The 15900-nt window shown below is 60.1% G+C and carries 19 protein-coding genes and 3 tRNA genes; 13 read left to right on the top strand and 9 right to left on the bottom strand.

Going from position 1 to position 15900, the window contains the following annotated elements; genetic code table 11:
- Positions 1–163: 163 nt before the first annotated feature.
- A tRNA-Ser gene (locus MHK09_RS07840) sits at positions 164–247 on the top strand.
- A 258-nt stretch (positions 248–505) separates the two neighbouring features.
- A complete protein-coding gene (locus tag MHK09_RS07835) occupies positions 506–1588 on the top strand; it encodes a type I restriction enzyme HsdR N-terminal domain-containing protein (RefSeq protein ID WP_005323199.1) in 1083 nt (360 codons plus the stop codon).
- Positions 1589–1745: 157 nt separating this feature from the next.
- Here the strand turns inward: MHK09_RS07835 and MHK09_RS07830 are convergent, their stop codons facing one another.
- Genes MHK09_RS07830 through MHK09_RS07815 form a run of 4 tightly spaced genes read right to left on the bottom strand, consistent with a single transcriptional unit; the run spans position 1746 to position 4804 of the window.
- Positions 1746–2744, bottom strand: coding sequence for a ThiF family adenylyltransferase (locus tag MHK09_RS07830; protein ID WP_005323198.1), 999 nt, complete (start codon positions 2742–2744; stop codon positions 1746–1748).
- Positions 2741–3202, bottom strand: a complete 462-nt coding sequence (locus MHK09_RS07825; RefSeq protein WP_005323197.1) for a molybdenum cofactor biosynthesis protein MoaE — start codon at positions 3200–3202, stop codon at positions 2741–2743. Before MHK09_RS07825 ends, MHK09_RS07830 begins: the two co-directional genes overlap by 4 nt.
- Positions 3192–3671: a MogA/MoaB family molybdenum cofactor biosynthesis protein gene (locus tag MHK09_RS07820; protein ID WP_005323196.1), complete on the bottom strand. Its 480-nt coding sequence runs from the start codon at positions 3669–3671 to the stop codon at positions 3192–3194. Before MHK09_RS07820 ends, MHK09_RS07825 begins: the two co-directional genes overlap by 11 nt.
- Complete coding sequence (locus MHK09_RS07815) at positions 3668–4804, bottom strand: molybdopterin molybdotransferase MoeA (RefSeq protein ID WP_250413164.1); 1137 nt, start codon at positions 4802–4804, stop codon at positions 3668–3670. Before MHK09_RS07815 ends, MHK09_RS07820 begins: the two co-directional genes overlap by 4 nt.
- 59 nt (positions 4805–4863) lie before the next feature.
- Between MHK09_RS07815 and MHK09_RS07810 the strand changes: the two genes are divergently transcribed.
- Entirely contained in the window at positions 4864–5124 is a 261-nt protein-coding gene (locus MHK09_RS07810) for a MoaD/ThiS family protein (RefSeq protein ID WP_250413163.1), read from the top strand.
- On the opposite strand, the gene MHK09_RS07805 is transcribed toward MHK09_RS07810, so the two are convergent.
- Together MHK09_RS07805 and hisC are read right to left on the bottom strand one after the other, a co-directional pair.
- Positions 5121–5513, bottom strand: coding sequence for a phage holin family protein (locus MHK09_RS07805; RefSeq protein ID WP_250413162.1), 393 nt, complete (start codon positions 5511–5513; stop codon positions 5121–5123). The genes MHK09_RS07810 and MHK09_RS07805 overlap by 4 nt on opposite strands.
- Positions 5514–6566, bottom strand: coding sequence for a histidinol-phosphate transaminase (hisC, locus tag MHK09_RS07800; protein ID WP_005329730.1), 1053 nt, complete (start codon positions 6564–6566; stop codon positions 5514–5516).
- Between the two features lie 108 nt (positions 6567–6674).
- On the opposite strand from hisC, the gene MHK09_RS07795 reads away from it, so the two are divergent.
- Positions 6675–6763 (top strand) — tRNA-Ser (locus tag MHK09_RS07795).
- An 80-nt stretch (positions 6764–6843) separates the two neighbouring features.
- Here MHK09_RS07795 and MHK09_RS07790 read toward each other — a convergent pair.
- From MHK09_RS07790 to MHK09_RS07780, 3 genes are all read right to left on the bottom strand, one after another.
- A complete protein-coding gene (locus MHK09_RS07790; RefSeq protein ID WP_034668758.1) occupies positions 6844–7068 on the bottom strand; it encodes a hypothetical protein in 225 nt (74 codons plus the stop codon).
- Between the two features lie 80 nt (positions 7069–7148).
- Positions 7149–7532, bottom strand: a complete 384-nt coding sequence (locus tag MHK09_RS07785) for an NUDIX hydrolase (RefSeq protein WP_250413161.1) — start codon at positions 7530–7532, stop codon at positions 7149–7151.
- Between the two features lie 64 nt (positions 7533–7596).
- The gene (locus MHK09_RS07780; protein ID WP_250413160.1) at positions 7597–8334 is read right to left on the bottom strand and encodes a hypothetical protein; all 738 of its coding nucleotides are present in this window, start codon (positions 8332–8334) and stop codon (positions 7597–7599) included.
- Between the two features lie 113 nt (positions 8335–8447).
- Between MHK09_RS07780 and MHK09_RS07775 the strand changes: the two genes are divergently transcribed.
- The 9 genes from MHK09_RS07775 (at position 8448) to MHK09_RS07735 (ending at position 15900) form a co-directional block, all read left to right on the top strand.
- Entirely contained in the window at positions 8448–8810 is a 363-nt protein-coding gene (locus MHK09_RS07775) for a YidH family protein (RefSeq protein WP_236882844.1), read from the top strand.
- Entirely contained in the window at positions 8803–9111 is a 309-nt protein-coding gene (locus tag MHK09_RS07770; RefSeq protein ID WP_150851118.1) for a DUF202 domain-containing protein, read from the top strand. The genes MHK09_RS07775 and MHK09_RS07770 overlap by 8 nt, the downstream gene beginning before the upstream one ends.
- Before the next feature lie 44 nt (positions 9112–9155).
- Complete coding sequence (locus MHK09_RS07765; RefSeq protein WP_250413159.1) at positions 9156–9935, top strand: LppP/LprE family lipoprotein; 780 nt, start codon at positions 9156–9158, stop codon at positions 9933–9935.
- A gap of 92 nt (positions 9936–10027) precedes the next feature.
- Positions 10028–11392, top strand: a complete 1365-nt coding sequence (gene mgtE, locus MHK09_RS07760; RefSeq protein WP_250413158.1) for a magnesium transporter — start codon at positions 10028–10030, stop codon at positions 11390–11392.
- Between the two features lie 260 nt (positions 11393–11652).
- A complete protein-coding gene (locus tag MHK09_RS07755; RefSeq protein WP_250413157.1) occupies positions 11653–13227 on the top strand; it encodes an SLC13 family permease in 1575 nt (524 codons plus the stop codon).
- A 50-nt stretch (positions 13228–13277) separates the two neighbouring features.
- Positions 13278–14351 carry a GTP-binding protein gene (locus MHK09_RS07750; protein ID WP_250413156.1) on the top strand — a complete coding sequence of 358 codons (1074 nt, stop codon included), beginning with the start codon at positions 13278–13280 and terminating at the stop codon, positions 14349–14351.
- Positions 14352–14470: 119 nt separating this feature from the next.
- Positions 14471–14543 (top strand) — tRNA-Arg (locus MHK09_RS07745).
- A gap of 64 nt (positions 14544–14607) precedes the next feature.
- Positions 14608–14799: a hypothetical protein gene (locus MHK09_RS07740; RefSeq protein WP_250413155.1), complete on the top strand. Its 192-nt coding sequence runs from the start codon at positions 14608–14610 to the stop codon at positions 14797–14799.
- Positions 14800–15036: 237 nt separating this feature from the next.
- Positions 15037–15900: a DUF418 domain-containing protein gene (locus tag MHK09_RS07735; protein WP_251068720.1), complete on the top strand. Its 864-nt coding sequence runs from the start codon at positions 15037–15039 to the stop codon at positions 15898–15900.

The raw sequence follows: 15900 nt of genomic DNA, 5'->3' as shown, positions 1-15900 counted from the left end.
TGGGCCCAATTTAACGAACCTGGTGTGTCCTGTGCCACGAAATTCGGAGTATCCAGCGACGACATCTAGTGCTGCAGGTGGCTTTTTGGGAAACCGGGCTATCTATTTAGTACACTGACCAAGTTGCTTCGTAGGCACGATGGGTGTTTTCGAAGAACATCATGGAGACGTGGCAGAGCGGCCGAATGCACCGGTCTTGAAAACCGGCGAGGTAATACCTCCGCGGGTTCAAATCCCGCCGTCTCCGCAATATATGAAGTCGTGTGGCATCGTTGCTTTCGGTGTCGCGCGACTTTTTGCTTTCGAGGTTACATTCTGATGACTTTAGTCTGCGCGTTTTGTAAATTTGGCGCCAAAATAGGGGATAGCGCACCGTTTGCATTGTGTTCTACTACGGTAAAAAGAGAACAGAGCTGGAATCGTGGAAACTAATCCACTTATGGATTCCCTGCTTACTTAGAGTGATTGTCTATGTCCGCGAATTTTCCTAGAAGGGGACCTAAGAATGAGTATCAATCAAGCAGTGCAGAGCCTCTCGGCGCGAGTTCAAGAGCTGAAGCCCATAATTGAAACTGAAGAGGCAACGAAAACTGCATTCATCATTCCTTTTATCAGCACTGTTCTAGGCTATGACGTCACAGATCCACGCGAAGTAATACCGGAATATACGGCCGACGTAGGCGTGAAAAAGGGTGAGAAAGTCGACTTTGCGATCAAATCGGGAGATGATTTTCGGTTTCTTATTGAGTGCAAGAAAATCGGTGAGCCTCTAAACATAAGTCACGCAAATCAGCTCGTTCGCTACTTTAACGTCACGGATACTGAATTTGCGATTTTGACTAATGGCGAGGTCTATGAGTTTTATGCGCAACTCGATGCTGCCAACCGAATGGATGAGAAGCCATTCATGACTTTAGATTTGAGTAACGTAGATGCACGTATCTTTCCCCATCTTGAAATGTGCACGAAATCAAAATTTGATTTTGAAACAATTGTAGCAAGTGCGGAACAGCTGAAATACATTTCGGAAATCCGTAAAGTTTTATCCACGCAATTTAAAGAACCTGATGCGGAATGGGTAAAACTTATAGCAGCTCGCGTTACTACACGGCGAATGACTGCACAGAACCTAGAGACTTTCACCAAGTTGGTGGAAACCGCACAATCGCAATTCTTGAAAGATGAGGCTAATCGAAGGTTGCGTTCTGCTCAGGACTTTGACGATGTCTCCACGGCCGTAGAAAAGTCTCCTGTAGAGGAGAAACAGGTTGAAGAGAATGTTGTGAGTGATGGAGTTGTAACAACTGAAGAAGAGCTTCAAGCATATTCCATTATTAAGGCGATCTGCTGTGCTGACGTTCCGGTAGCGGACATTGCATTGCGCGATGCTAAGAGTTACTGCGCGATTTTATTCCAAGACAACAATCGAAAGCCTATCGCGCGCCTGTATTTTGATCGTCGAGTACCCCGAATTGGCATTTTTGGAGAGGAAAAAAGCGAACAATATTTCGATCTTGAAACAGTTGAAGATATTTATCAACACGCCGATCTTCTGAGAAAGCGCTGCCAGATTTTGAAAGCAGAGTAGTCAGGCTCGACTACTTTAATCACAGACTTACGACTTTTGGGCCGACGCTGGCAAAGACAAACTACGCAATTCTTCCTAAATCATTCGCCTTTTGTTGTTTCTGAGACACTCTCAGTTGAGCGTTAGTTACTCAGAACAACTATCCTCCTGCCGCGGATTAAGTTTGCTCGAGCCAGCCATTAATACCGCCGCGCAGGGAGACGACGTTGGTGAAGCCGCGCTTGCGGAGTACGTCTACGGCCTGGGCGGAACGAATGCCGCTGGCGCAATAGATAATGGCCGCAGCATCTGCTTCGATGTTGGGATTTTCACCGGCGAGGATGCGGTCGAGCTCAAAGTGCGTGGAATTGGGGATCGCGGATTGGGCACGCTCGGGGGAGGTGCGGACGTCGATAAGCGGGGCGTGTGGGGGAATCTCGCGGACCTCGGGGGCGTCGGCAGGCTGGGTGGGTTGTGCGCCGGTGGGCTGGAGCGGGATATATTCCCAGGTACCGGAAAGGGCATCGAAGTAGCCGAGCGTGCCGATGAGTGGAGTGCCTACGCCGGTGATGAGTTTGAGCGCTTCGAGCGCCATGGCTGAGCCGACAACGCCGACCACCGGGCCTAAGACTCCGGCCTGCGAGCAGGAAGGAACCTCGCCGGGTGCGGGAGCGGTGGGAAAGACATCCTCGTAGACGGGGCCGTGGCCGGACCAGAAAACGCTGAGCTGGGCATCGAAGCCGAGGATGGAGGCCCATACGTGCGGGATGCCGAGCTCGTGGGCGGCCCAGGAGCTGAGGTAGCGGGCGTCGAAATTATCGGTGCCATCGAGGATGAGATCGCAGCCGCGCAATTGTTTCATCGCCGTCGCCGATTCGAGGCGGCCGTGGCAGGTGATGTCCACCTCTGGATTGAGTGCGCGGACGGCGGCCGCGGCGGAATCGGTCTTCGGTGTGCCGATGGCGGCGGTGGTGTGGATGACTTGGCGGTGCAGGTTGGAGGGGGAGACCACGTCGTCGTCGAAAAGCGAAATGCGGCCCACCCCCGCGCCGGCGAGGTAAAGCAGGGCCGGGGATCCCAGGCCGCCGGCACCAATGACCGCTACGTGCGCGTCGCTGAGCTTGCGCTGGCCTTCCTCGCCCCAGAGCGCTTCCTGGCGGGCATAGCGGATGCTCATTCCAGACCCACCCAGTTGGTGGAGCCATCGCCGTGGCTTTGTTCCTTCCAGATGGGGACTTCCGCCTTGACCCGATCGGCGCATTCCTCGGCGGCCCGGAAGGCATCGCCGCGGTGCGCGGCGGCCGCTACTACGGCAAAGGCGAGGTCGCCGACCTTGAGATCCCCCGTGCGGTGGGCGGCCCACAGGCGCACTGGGTGGTTGGCAGCGACGGAATCGGTGACTTCTTGTAGCTTCTCCGGCGCGGATGGGTGGGCGCTATAGGAAAGAAGGGTGACATTCGGCCGGCCGCCATCGTGATCGCGGACGATGCCCTCAAAAGTGACGACGGCACCCATGGCGGCAGTGGCGGCCTCTTCCTTGGCAGCGGCAAGGAGGGATTCAAGGGGTTGATCGCTCAGAAGCGTGCCAATGGTGCAACCGGTTTGCTCGGCCACATAGGAGGGATCAGTGCTCATGTTTTCCTTCTAACATATCGACGATCGGAACGATTAATTCTTCCAAAACCGCGCAGCCGTCTTTTACCCCGCCGGTGGAACCGGGAAGCGTCATGGCAAAGGTGGAGTCATTGACGCCGGCGATGGCGCGGGAGGCTACCGCGGTGGGTACGCTTTCCAATCCCTTCTGCCAGAAGGCCACCGCTATGCCGGGCAGCTCGCGGGTGATATGTGGGGCGACGGCCTCTACCGTGCGGTCATCGTGCGTCAGCCCGGTGCCGCCGGAGGTCAGGATGACCGCGGGCTTTTCGGCGAAGGCGGCGGCAACGGCGGCGGCGATTTCGGCATCGGGGACGATGCGTGCGTCGGGACAGTCAAAGCCCTTGCGGCGCAAGAAATCCACCGCGATGGGGCCGGAGCGATCGTCGTAGATGCCCGCGGCGGCGCGAGTAGAGGCGACGATGACGATGGCGGTGCGCTGTGCGCTCATAGTGGGTAAACCTCCACTTCCTGGCCTTCTTCAAGGCGTTGACCGGCAGGGATGCGGATGAGATGGGTGGCGTCTGCCGCTTGGGCGAGCAGGTGGGAGCTGGCACCACCGAGGATATGGGCGTGGGAATCGACGCGCCCGCGGCGAAATTGGTCCTTGTGCGGGAGGCCCTCGATGCCCGCGGCCAGGGGGACGTGGAAAGGCTCTGGTGCCCAGCCGAGCGCAGGCGCGACGAAGAGGCGGAAACTTACCAACGTGGAAATGGGGTTTCCGGGCAAGCAGATCACTGGGGTGTTGTGGAAAGTGGCGATGCCCTGCGGGCCACCGGGTTGCTGGTCCACATGGCCGAACCAGCCATCGAGCACCTGGCGGACTACTTCAAATTTCCCGGCGGAGATTCCGCCTGAGGTAATGATGGCGTCCGGGCGGTGCTGCGCGATGGCTTCTGTGAAGGCTAGTTCTAGGGCCTGCGGGTCATCGTCGGTAGTGATATAGCCCGCGACGTCGATGCCGGCGCGGTGGGCCATTGCCGTTAAGAGTGGCGCATTGGCATCCGGAATGGCGGCGCTGCCGTGGCCGATTTCCGCGCCGCCGGTGCAGATGAGGATGCGGGCGGGGCGGTAGACCTCTACCTCGTCGATTCCTTGGGAAGCGAGGGCGGCCAAGCGCACCGGCGTGAGCTTATCGCCGCGGGCGGCGAGGAGGGCGCTTTCTTCCAGGTCCGAGCCGGTGCGGCGGATGAATTGGCCTGGCGACGTCTTTGGCACGGTGATGCGGCCGCCCGGGGAGAGGAATTCTTGTGGTTCGCAGCGCTCGATGGGCACGATTGCTGCAGTTCCATCCGGCACCTTGGCGCCGGTCATGATGGGGCAGGCGCTGGCAAGCGGGCCGTCGAGTACCTGGGCGGGCTCCGTGCCGGCCGCGATGGTGGGGCCCACCGGGTAGGTCCCGGCCGCGCACTGCGGGAGGGCGTAGCCATCCATCTGGGAGTTATCAAAGCGAGGGGAGGGGAAGCCGGCGTGTATGTCTGCAGCTAGAACCATATCCTGCGCCTGGGTGAGGGGCACGGTGGTGGCTTGGCGTGCGGGCAGGGCCGCTGCGACCTCGCGCGCGTGAGTCTCGGGTGTGCGCATGGTGGCTAGTTTACCCGCGGTCTCGACATGGCATGGGCGTGCGGGGCATAGTAGAGGGCATGTTGACCGTTCACTATTTCGCCGCCGCCCGCGCCGCTGCGGGCGTGGCTTCTGAGCAGGTAGAAGCCCCCGCCACCTTGGGTGATCTGGTGGCGCAGCTGGGCAGGGAGCATACCGGCACCACCGAGGCCGGCATGAGCCTGAAAGAGGTCTTGGGGCGCTGTAGCTTTCTTATCGACGGCGCCGGGAACACCGCCATGGATTCCCCTCTGGTTGGCGTGACCCGAGTGGACGTCCTGCCGCCTTTTGCGGGCGGCTAATCGCGCTGGCGCAGCGGACTGGTAAAGAAGTTAATGACGCTGCTGACGATGGACAGCACGATGGCGCCGATGATCGCGGCACCCCAGGAGTCGATGACGAGGTGGCCGATTCCCAGGTCCAGGGAATTGAGCGCCCACTCCACGATGATGAGCGCGGCGCCGTTGATGACGAGGGAGAAAAGCCCGAGCGTCAGGCAGGTCAGCGGCGCGCCGAGGACGCGCAGGACCGGCATGACCACGGCATTAATAATGATGAAGACGATGGCGATGGCGATGAAGTTGCCGGTCTTTGCTGGGGTGATGGTGATGCCGGGAATGACAGTAACCACCGCCCACAGCGCCACCGCGATGGCAAAGACATTCAGGGCAAAGTTGATGAGTGAGCGCATTTAGCCTCCTATGGTTGCGTTCCACGCCTGCAGCAGGGTGTCGGTTTCTTCTTCGGTGGTCACGGTAATGCGTATGCCTTCGCTAAACGCGCGCACGAGCACGCCGCGTTCGGCCAGGCGAGCGGCCACTTCCTGCGGGGTACCAAGGCGGGCCAGATTCGCGGCCGGCAGCCAGACATGGTTTGCCTCGGAATGCGGCACTCCCCAGTCCTGCAAGGCTTCTTCTAGGCGCTCGCGCTGGGCGACGGCCTCATCAGTGCGCTCCCGCAGCGAATCCTGCGCTGCCAGGGCTGCGCGGGCGCCAACCTGCGCCACGGTGCTGGCGGAAAAGGGGATGGCCACCTTATTGAGGGCCTCAATAATATTTTCCGGGCCAAAGGCATAACCGATGCGCACCCCGGCCAGGCCATAAGCCTTTGAGAAGGTGCGCAGGCACACCAGGTTGGGATAGGTGCCCACTAGCTCCGTACCCAGCGGAATGTTGGTGGCGCGGTTGTATTCGATATAGGCCTCGTCGAGGGCAACGAGGACGTCGGCAGGCACGGCATCCATGAAAGCGGCGAACTCGTCCTTGGTCACCGTGGTGCCGGACGGGTTATTGGGGTTGCACACGAAGATAAGCCGGGTCTTGTCCGTAATCTTCTGCGCCATGGCCGGCAGATCCACGCGCTGGTCTGCACCTAGCGGAACCGGGATGGGGTGGGCGCCGACTACCTGGGCGAAGATGGGGTAGGCCTCGAAGGAGCGCCACGGGAAGAGGACTTCTTCACCAGGGGTAGCGGCAATTTCTACCAACTGTTGGCACAGCGCCGACGATCCGGTGCCCACCGCTACCTGCTCGGGATCCACACCTAGGTGCGCGGCGAGGTCCTCGCGCAGCGCGGTGGCCGCAATATCCGGGTAACGGTTAGCCTTCGTCACGGCCTCCGCCATGGCCGCGGCCGCCTCCGGCAGCGGCGGGTGCGCGGCCTCGTTGGAGGAGAGCTTGAGCGCGTCATCGTTGCGCGCGCCGGCGGCGTAGGCGGGGATGGCTTTCAGGTCTGGGCGAATCATGCCTCCCACTTTAGGGCCTGCGTCTTTGCTGCGGGCGTGAAAGCAGGGGGCTAGTTTGGCAGCAGCGGGGCAGGCAGGTATTCTCAAACGAGGTTCCTTGAGAACCGTGGAGATGTGCCAGAGCGGCCGAATGGGGCTCCCTGCTAAGGAGTTGACCCTTCTGGGGTCCGGAGGTTCGAATCCTCTCATCTCCGCCATTTAATCCCGAGCGAGCGCGCTCGGGATTTTTTAATTCGCGTTTTCTATTCTCGTCGGCTCCGTGCAGCGGAGAAATCTGCTATTTGCGCTGGTACTTGGCGCAGCGGCGGAAGAGCGTGAGCATGCCAACGCCGAAGATGAAGCTTCCGGTAAAAGCCGCAGCGCGTAGGGAAGTGACCTCGTGGAAGAGGGCAGGCACCATGAGAATGGCGATAACAGAGCTAATGACTCCTAGGGCGAGGAAAGTAATCGTCACGATAGGTCCCGGTGTGGATTGCTGCGGCATGGGGGTCAGTCCTTTCATCACTCAATTCTGATGAAAATAACTCTAGGTTGCCCTCTTAAGAGCCGCAATAGGAAATTCCCAAGAGACTAAGCGGGGCCTTAGGATTCTAGGGCAGGAAAGACCTCGTCACGCAAGAGATGGGCGAGCTCGCGATCCGGGTTGGTCGGGTCTACCCACGCGATTTCGGCAATTTCTGCGGCAGCGCGGGCAAGGACGGGGCGCGGATAGGTAAAGATGCGTCCGCGCACGGTTTCTCCGGGTTCGTTGGCGGCCGGCGCGTCGAAGGTTCCGAGCGGGGAAAGCTCCGGGAGACGGACCTCCACACCGATTTCCTCTGCGACCTCGCGGGCCGCGGCCTGTACTGGGGTTTCGCCGGCCTCAAGCTTGCCGCCGGGCAGCTGGAACTTGGTGGAAGACTCCTTGCGCACGGTGAGGACATGTCCAAAGGAATTACGGAAAACTACGGCGGCAACTTCAATCATGGGCTCGACTATAACCTCGCGGCGTGCAGGCGGTGAACTTAGATGTGGTGCCTGGTGGTGCTCCTTAATTCATGAAGCGGGGCACCCAGTCGCGTTCAGCTACGGTAAGGGCGGCGGCAATCTGTTCGTGGGTTAAGCCATGGCCGATGGTGCCGGAATCGATCGGGGCGCCGTCTATCACCGCGTAGAGGGTCCAGCCATTATTATGTTCAAAATCCACGCGTAGCTCCTCCGAGCAGCCAGCTAGGCAGGCGCCGGAGCTTTCTAATTGAGCGGGACTCGGCAGGCCCGTGGCGCTCAGGCCTTCTACTATGTCGGTGCCGCCATCGGGGCGCAGCACCATGAGGCAGGTGCTGTACATATAGGTGGTCTTGCCGTTGCTGGTTTGGGAACCGCGTTTGACCAGGCTTCCTACTAGGGCCGGGTAGAAGACTAGCCAGTTATTATCCCAGGCCTGCTGGATTCGCTTGCGGTACGACAATGCGCGGCGGATACCCCAGATAGCTGCACAAAGGATTATCCCGAGCAAGGAGAATCCAATAAGGGGCGCACGGGCAGCCAGCAGCACCAGAGGAAAAGCGGAGGTGAGGATGCCAGTTAGCCCGAAGACCATCCCTACGACCATAAAGAGGGATAGGGAGGCATTGCGTCCGGGCGCCGGACCGGCGGCGGCAATGGCCTCACGCAGGGCCGAGCGCTTGGGGTGTGGGTGTGGTTTGTGTACGCCCGCGGTGCGGGCGGCACGCGCGAAGCGCAGGCCCGGCGAGGTATCGAATTGCAGGGGGCTTTGGGGCAGGTACATAGCGAGGTGCTCCTTCGCGTAGGGGCTGGCCTGCACTGTTGAGAATACGGGAGGATGCTGCGCAGTGCGCCTTTATTGGGACTCAAACCGAAAATGAATATAAGGTGGTGGACATGAGTGACTCGAGGTTTCCCCGCTCGGTGTTTGCGGTTGGCACCGACCCTGATCCGCGTTTCACGCTCGCTAATGAGCGCACGTTCTTGGCTTGGATCCGCACCTCCTTGGCGTTGATTGCTGGCGGCGTGGCGCTCGAGGCCTTTGACGTTCCCCTGCCGGCCGAATTGCGCTCTGCGGTGTCGGTATTCATGCTGGTCGTCGCTATTATTCTGCCGCTGGTGGCATGGGTGCACTGGAAGCAGTCCGAACGCGCGATGCGCGAGGAACGCCCGTTGCCCTTTAGCTTTGCCATCCCGGTGCTCGTCGTGGCGATCGTGGTGGTCGCGGGTGCGCTCGTAGTAGGCGAATTCCTTGGCTAGCCCACTTTTTGATCCCGGCCTGCAGCCCGAACGCACCCGCCTATCGTGGCAGCGCACCCTTTTGGCGTTGTCTTTGGTGGTGCTGGGGGTTATGCGGGCGGTAAGCGTGCACGTCTTCTTGCCGTTGGTCTTTATCGCTGCGGGCGTATTGGCATTGGCCTTGGCGGTGTGGCAGCGTGCCTCGCTTGTCGACGCCGCCTTGTCCACCCACCGTTCCCTCCCTCACGCCATCATCCTTGCGAGCACCGCGGGGCTCGTGTCCCTGCTGGCTGCCTTCGCGCTCTGGGGGCTTTTCTCCTAGGTTTTCGCCCAGCTCGGGAAGCCGCAGCGCTGTATATTATGCCTATGTCTAAACCCCTATCTCTCCCTCTTGCCGTCCTCGCGGTGACCGCCGTTGCCGCCTTGAGCGGCTGTTCCAATTCCACTGACTCCACCGAGGCCGCGGATAAGCCGAATTTCACCGGCACTGCCCCGAGCTCCTCTGCGGCGGCCGCGTCTGAAACAGAGGCCGAGTCTCAGTCCTCGGCCACGGACTCCCCGGCAGAAGAAACCACCACCAAAGCCGCAGCGGATAAAGATGAAAACGATGCAGACAAGGACGCCGAGGGCGGCGGGGAAAATAAAATCATCCCGGTAGAGGCCCTCGATTCCCTGTGGGTTCCGGCGTTGTGCAATAACCAAGCGGGCAACTTGGAAGGCGGCCAGCTGCCACAGCATCTTAAGACCGGGATGCTCTTTGACGTCGCCGCGGCGGGCCTGAAGCTGAATCAGGACGATACGCCAAAGGGCGCCTACGCGGATATCAACGGCGATGGCAGGGACGAAGCCGTCATTACCTACGTCTGTAATCAGGGCGGTACGGGATGGCCGGATAACCTGCTTATCTATGACAACGATCTGAACTACATCACCAAGGTGGATGATTGGGAGCGCGAGGGAATGCCACCAGCGCGCGGGCATATCCAGCAGCTGCAGTGGACCAAAGACACGGTCACCGTTACCTGGCGTGCCTATGCTGACGATGACCCAGCCTGCTGCGCTACCCAAGAATTCACCGGAAACCTCACGCTGGACGGGGATACGCCGCACCTTGAGGTAACCGGTCACCGGCAGGTTGCCAGCTAGCGGCATTCCCTGCAGTATGGCGTAGTCTAAATGGGCTGTAATTAATACTCAGGGAGCTCAATCCCAGAGGAAAGAAAGGCAGGGGCAGCGCGATGGCGGAGACCACCGAGCAGGCTAGCGATATCGTCGAAGCGTGGCTGAAGCAAGAAGACGCCATCGATCCACAGAAGGCCCCGCGCCTGCAAGAACTTTTGGGTAGGGTGCCGCTGCAGGATCTTATCGCCGTCGTCGAGCGGCAAAATGCCATCCGCGCGGCGCTGGCCCTGCGCCTGTTGCCGCGCCAAAAGTCGATCGCCGTCTTTGATGCCCTCGATGCCAAGCACCAGGCGGATATCATCGATGAACTGGGCAATGCCGATGTTTATGAGTTCTTTGATGAGCTCGACCCGGAAGATCGCGTGGCCTTGTTGGACGAGCTGCCTGCGGAAATTGCGGACCGCCTGCTGCGCTCGCTGACCCAATCAAAGCGCGATGTCACGGGCGTGGTGCTGGGCTATGACAAGGGCTCGGTGGGCCGCCGCATGTCGCCCGAGGTTCCCGTCATCCACCCAGAGATGAGCGTGCGGGATGCCCTGTACAAGCTGCGGGAAACCGCACACGAGCTAGAGACCATCTATACCGTGCCCATTACGCGCGAGGACCGGCGCTTGGTGGGCGTGGTAAGCCTGCGCGAGATTTTTACTGCCGATGCCGCTCTCACCATGGCCGATATTATGCAGGAACCCGTCTTTGCCCAGGCCGGCGATGATGCGGAGGAAACCGCGCGCTGGTTCCTGCCGCTGGATATGCTGGCGCTGCCCGTTGTGGATGACTCGCACCGCCTTGTCGGCCTGCTGACGTGGGATGATGCTACCGATATCGTGGAGGAAGAAGATAGCGAGGACTCCGCTCGCGCCGGCGGTACCGAGGCCCTCCAGCAGCCGTACCTGTCCACGCCGCTGCTCAAGCTGGTGCGTTCGCGCATCGTGTGGCTGCTCGTGCTGGCCGTCTCTGCGCTGCTGACGGTGCAGGTACTCGATTCCTTTGAAGACACATTGGCCAAGGCCGTGGTCCTGTCCCTCTTTATTCCGCTGCTGACCGGCACCGGTGGAAATACCGGCAACCAGGCGGCTACCACGGTGACGCGTGCCTTGGCGCTGGGCGACGTCCGCACGCGCGATCTCCTCGCCGTCATGTGGCGCGAGCTGCGCGTCGGCATGCTACTCGGCGCCGTGCTGGGACTCGCTGGCCTGGCGCTGGCCACCCTGGTTTATGGCCTAAGCATCGGCCTCGTCATCGGCTCGACGCTGTTTTTGATCTGCTCCATTTCCGCGACCGTCGGCGGGCTTATGCCCATCGTGGCTAAGACCATCGGCGCCGATCCGGCGGTCTTTTCCAACCCCTTCATCTCTACCTTCTGTGATGCCACGGGCCTGATTATCTACTTCCTGATTGCCAAGACCGTGCTGGGTATCTAGCGCGCCTCCCTACGGTTCGGGGGTAGGGAAGTGGTGGGGTCATTTCCGGTTTCGGGCAGGTGCAGTGTGTGCTCTACGGGGGTGCGGGGGTGGCTGCGTGTGGCGGGATATGGTTTCTGCGTCACATGTTTTGTATGGTCAGTGCATGCTTCGCAGTGAACTGGATAACTTTCGGTCTGCTGCCTCGGCCTAGCTAATAAACTGGGAAATACGGAGCATATCCCACAGCACAATCCTCTCTAAGTGAAGGAGCGCGCGGTATGACCACCCCGCATACTCACGAATCTACCGCCCACACCGAAGGTGACGAGGCCCCCGGGGCGCCGCGCAGCGAGTGGCGCCGCCAGTTCATCGGCCTCTTCATTGGCTTGGGTTTGGCCGTACTGGTCTTCTTTATCTTCCCCTCGAATGCGATCGAGACCGTACAGGGCTCCGCGGGTGCAGATCCGGAAGCCGAGTACACTCTCAGTGCCATCCGCACCGTCGCTGCCGTAACCATCTTGATGGGCGTGTGGTGGATGACCGAGGCCATTCCGCTCGCCGCCACCGCGCTGCTGCCGCTGGTCATCTTCCCGCTCGCCGGTGTGGGCACGATTAAGGAAGTGGGCGCCCCATATGCGTCCGCGACCATTTTCTTGTTCATGGGTGGCTTCCTTATCGCGCTTGCTCTGCAGCGCTGGAACCTGCACCGCCGCCTAGCGCTGTACGTGGTGAAGATCATCGGCACCTCGCCCAAGCGCCTGATCTTGGGATTCATGCTGGCCACCGGCTTTTTGTCCATGTGGGTATCTAATACCGCCACGGCAGTGGTGATGCTGCCTATCGGTACCTCGGTGCTCGCGCTGACCGCGGAAACCGTAGGTGGTTGGGATAAGCAAAAGAAGTTTGCCACGGCGCTAATGCTGGGTATTGCCTACTCCGCCTCCATCGGTTCGCTGGGTACGCTCATCGGCACCCCGCCGAATGCCTTCCTCAATGCATATATGGCCGATACCTGGGGCGTTACCCTCGGCTTCGGCCGGTGGATGGCGGTCGGTGTGCCGCTTGCGACTATCTTCTTGCTGATTGCCTGGGCCCTGCTCATCACCATTTTCAAGCCGGAAATGAAGGATATTCCTGGCGGGCGCGAGCTCATCAATGACGAAATTGAGGCCCTCGGCCCCTGGACCCGCCCCCAGATCATGACCGGCATCATTTTCGTCCTCGCCGCCGCAGCCTGGGTTACCCTGCCGCTGGTCCTCAAGGAATTCGAGAACTATGACGATGCCATCGTGGGCATCGCCGCCGGCATCTTGCTCTTTATCCTGCCCGCGGACAACCAGCGCCGTATCCGCTTGCTGGACTGGAAGACGGCCAATGAAATGCCGTGGGACGTCCTCCTGCTCTTCGGCGGCGGCCTGTCGCTGTCCTCGGTCTTTAATTCCTCCGGCCTGTCCCTGTGGATTGGTGAGATGGCCAAGGGGCTTAGCGTCCTGCCGGTTGTCCTCATCGTCTCTGCCGTGGCTGCGCTGGTGCTCTTCCTGACGGAGATCACCTCCAATACCGCGACGGCGGCTACGTTTATCCCGATTATGGGTGGTGTTGCCGTGGGTGTGGGGCTTACTGCCGATGGCGATATCAACGTCCTTCTCCTCACCATCCCGGTGGCCCTCGCGGCAACCTGCGCATTCATGCTTCCTGTCGCCACCCCGCCGAACGCCATTGCCTATGGCTCTGGCTACGTCAAGATTGGCGAGATGATCAAGGGCGGCCTCGGCCTCAATATCATCGGTATCTTCCTCATCACCCTGACGGTGTACGTGCTGGCAGTGCCAATCTTCGGCCTGTCCATTTAAAGGTAGGAGCTTCGTAGCCATTCCCTAATGAAAAACGTTACCATTAGGGAATGGCTACACCCGTTACTGTGCTGTCCGGATTTTTGGGCAGCGGAAAAACCACGCTCCTGAACCACCTGCTTGCCAACCGCGAAGGGCGCAAGCTTGCCGTCATCGTCAACGACTTCTCCGAGGTAAATATCGATGCCGCCCTCGTTGCTGGCGAGGGGCACCTCGAGCGCGGCGAAGACCGCTTTGTTGAGCTATCCAATGGCTGTATCTGCTGCACCCTGCGCGAGGATCTCATCGAATCCGTAGGTAAGCTGGCCCGCTCCGGCCGCTTCGATCAGATCGTCATCGAGTCCACTGGCATTTCCGAGCCTATGCCCGTGGCCGCCACCTTTGAATGGGAGTTTGCGGACGGCACCACGCTTGCCGACGTCGCCCCTATCGACACCATGGTCTCTCTCGTGGATGCTTCCACTTTTCTTGATTACCTGCGTCGCGGTAAGAGCCTAGCGTCCGAGAATATTGAGGCCACACCCAGCGATGATCGCACCGTGGCAGACCTACTCGTGGACCAAGTCGAGTTTGCTGACCTCATCCTTGTTACCAAGACCGATCTGGTTGATGCTGCCGAAACCGAGCGCGTCATCGCGACCGTTCGCGCTATGAACCCCCGTGCCCGGGTCGTAATGGTCACCGATGGTGCCATTGACCCACGGCTGGTCCTTGATGCCCACCTGTACGACGCCGCCACTGCCGCGACTTACCATGGCTACGCCGAGGAGCTGGCTAAGCCGCACACGCCCGAAACCGAGGAATATGGCATTTCCTCCGTCGTTTTCCGCGCCGACCGCCCCTTTAACCGCGATCGTCTGCTCGCCGCCCTTCGTGCCAGTACCGGCCTGGTGCGCTCTAAGGGGTATTGCTGGCTCGATACCGATCTTCAACTCGCCCACGCTTGGCAGCAGGCTGGGCCTAACCTTCAAATCGTGCCCGCTTCGCTCTGGGCTGCAAATGACGTGACGCCCGGTACCGAAATTGTCCTTATCGGTATCGACTTCGATCACCAGTCCACCCTCAGGGCGCTTCGGGGTGCCCTGCTTTCCGACGCCGAAGTTGCCACCCTCATTGCTCCCTAATCACTGCCATTTCCGTCAGGTGAACGCCGGGTGAACAGGCGATTTGTTAGTTTTCCGGACCGTGGGTATAGTAAATTCTCGTTGCACAGCAGAGCACACGCACTGCTTACCAACGGTCTGCGCCCGTAGCTCAACGGATAGAGCATCTGACTACGGATCAGAAGGTTGGGGGTTCGAATCCCTCCGGGCGCACAAAATCAGCCGCCTTCGGGCGGCTTTTCTTGTATCTTAGCCCGCCTCACCTAGGTTCCGCTCTATGAAGTCTTCCTCGCTTGTTCCCGGCCTCATCGCCGGCGCCATCCTTGGCTTAATGCTGTGGCTGGGCTCTGGCATGTTCTGGCTCTTTGTGGCCGGCTTGGCCATCGGTATCGCCGCAGCCCCACTTCTAAAGCTGGCCGCCGATCCTTCTCGTTCGCGCAAGCGCCGCGATAGTTCCTTCCGCGACTAGTCCCGCACCGCTGTACACCGTGCTCCGCACAAGTCTCACGCAATCCACTTATAAAATGCAGGACACCTATAAAATATTCGCAGCAACCTTCCAGACAGACTTAGTAGAAAAAGAAAGTCTTTATTAACAAGGGGAGCGCGGCGACGCGTTCCCCTCCGTCTTGAAGGAGAACGCTAGGTGTTAGCACCCTCGCGCATTGTGGGGCTCGATATAGCCCGCTCACTTGCGATTATCGGCATGATAGTTCTGCATATGGCCTCCTTGGTGTGGCATACCAAGGTCATTTTGAATGGCCTGCCCGCCGCACTATTCGCCATCCTGGCCGGCGTCACGTTGATGCTTATGTCCCGCGATTTCACGGCGACGACGTTCCTGCGCATCATCGCTCGCGGCTGCATAATTACGCTTATCGGCCTCGCCCTGCTGCCCGTGGGCGGCGAGATTCAGATCGTCCTCGTGGTCATCGGCATCACGATGATCCTGGTGTCCTGGGTCCCGCCGCTGCGCTGGTGGTGGAAGCTCCTGCTACTCGCCGCTGCCACCGCCGCCGCGACCATAAAATATGCGCCGCTGACCCTTCCGCAGGTCTATCCGCTGCTGGCCTATTGCGCCTATTTCCTCGCTGGCATGCTGCTCTATGAGGTCTATATCCGCAGCTCCCGTGCCGCTGCCCAGTGGGTGTCCACCGGCATCGCCGCCGTGGTTGCCGCTGCCGGCTTTTACTTCCGCTTTGCCCCGGACATGCCTGGCTGGCTGCGCTTTACCGGCCACACCGGCGTGCTGGGAGAGATTGTCCTATCCATCGCCGTCGCCGCCATCGTCCTGCACTTATGCCTGCTTATCGGTCGAGTGGTGCCTAAGCTGGCGTATCCCTTTGCTGCGCTGGGGGCAATGTCGCTGAGCATCTACATCCTGCATGTGCTCACCGCTTACTACTGGCAGGGCCACGTCTCCCTCCACAATACCGGCTGGGCCTGCGCGTTCATCGCCCTCTTCCTCGTCCTCGCGAGCCTATGGCGCCGCCTGATAGGGAAGGGGCCGGCCGAATGGGCCGTCGCTAAAACCATCGCCATCGCCGTTCCTGCCGGAAAGAAGGACTAA

The organism is Corynebacterium tuberculostearicum, assembly GCF_022347235.1.
In the GTDB taxonomy this organism is placed as follows: Bacteria; Actinomycetota; Actinomycetes; order Mycobacteriales; family Mycobacteriaceae; genus Corynebacterium; species Corynebacterium tuberculostearicum_F.
This window is presented reverse-complemented; position numbering and strand designations above follow the sequence as displayed.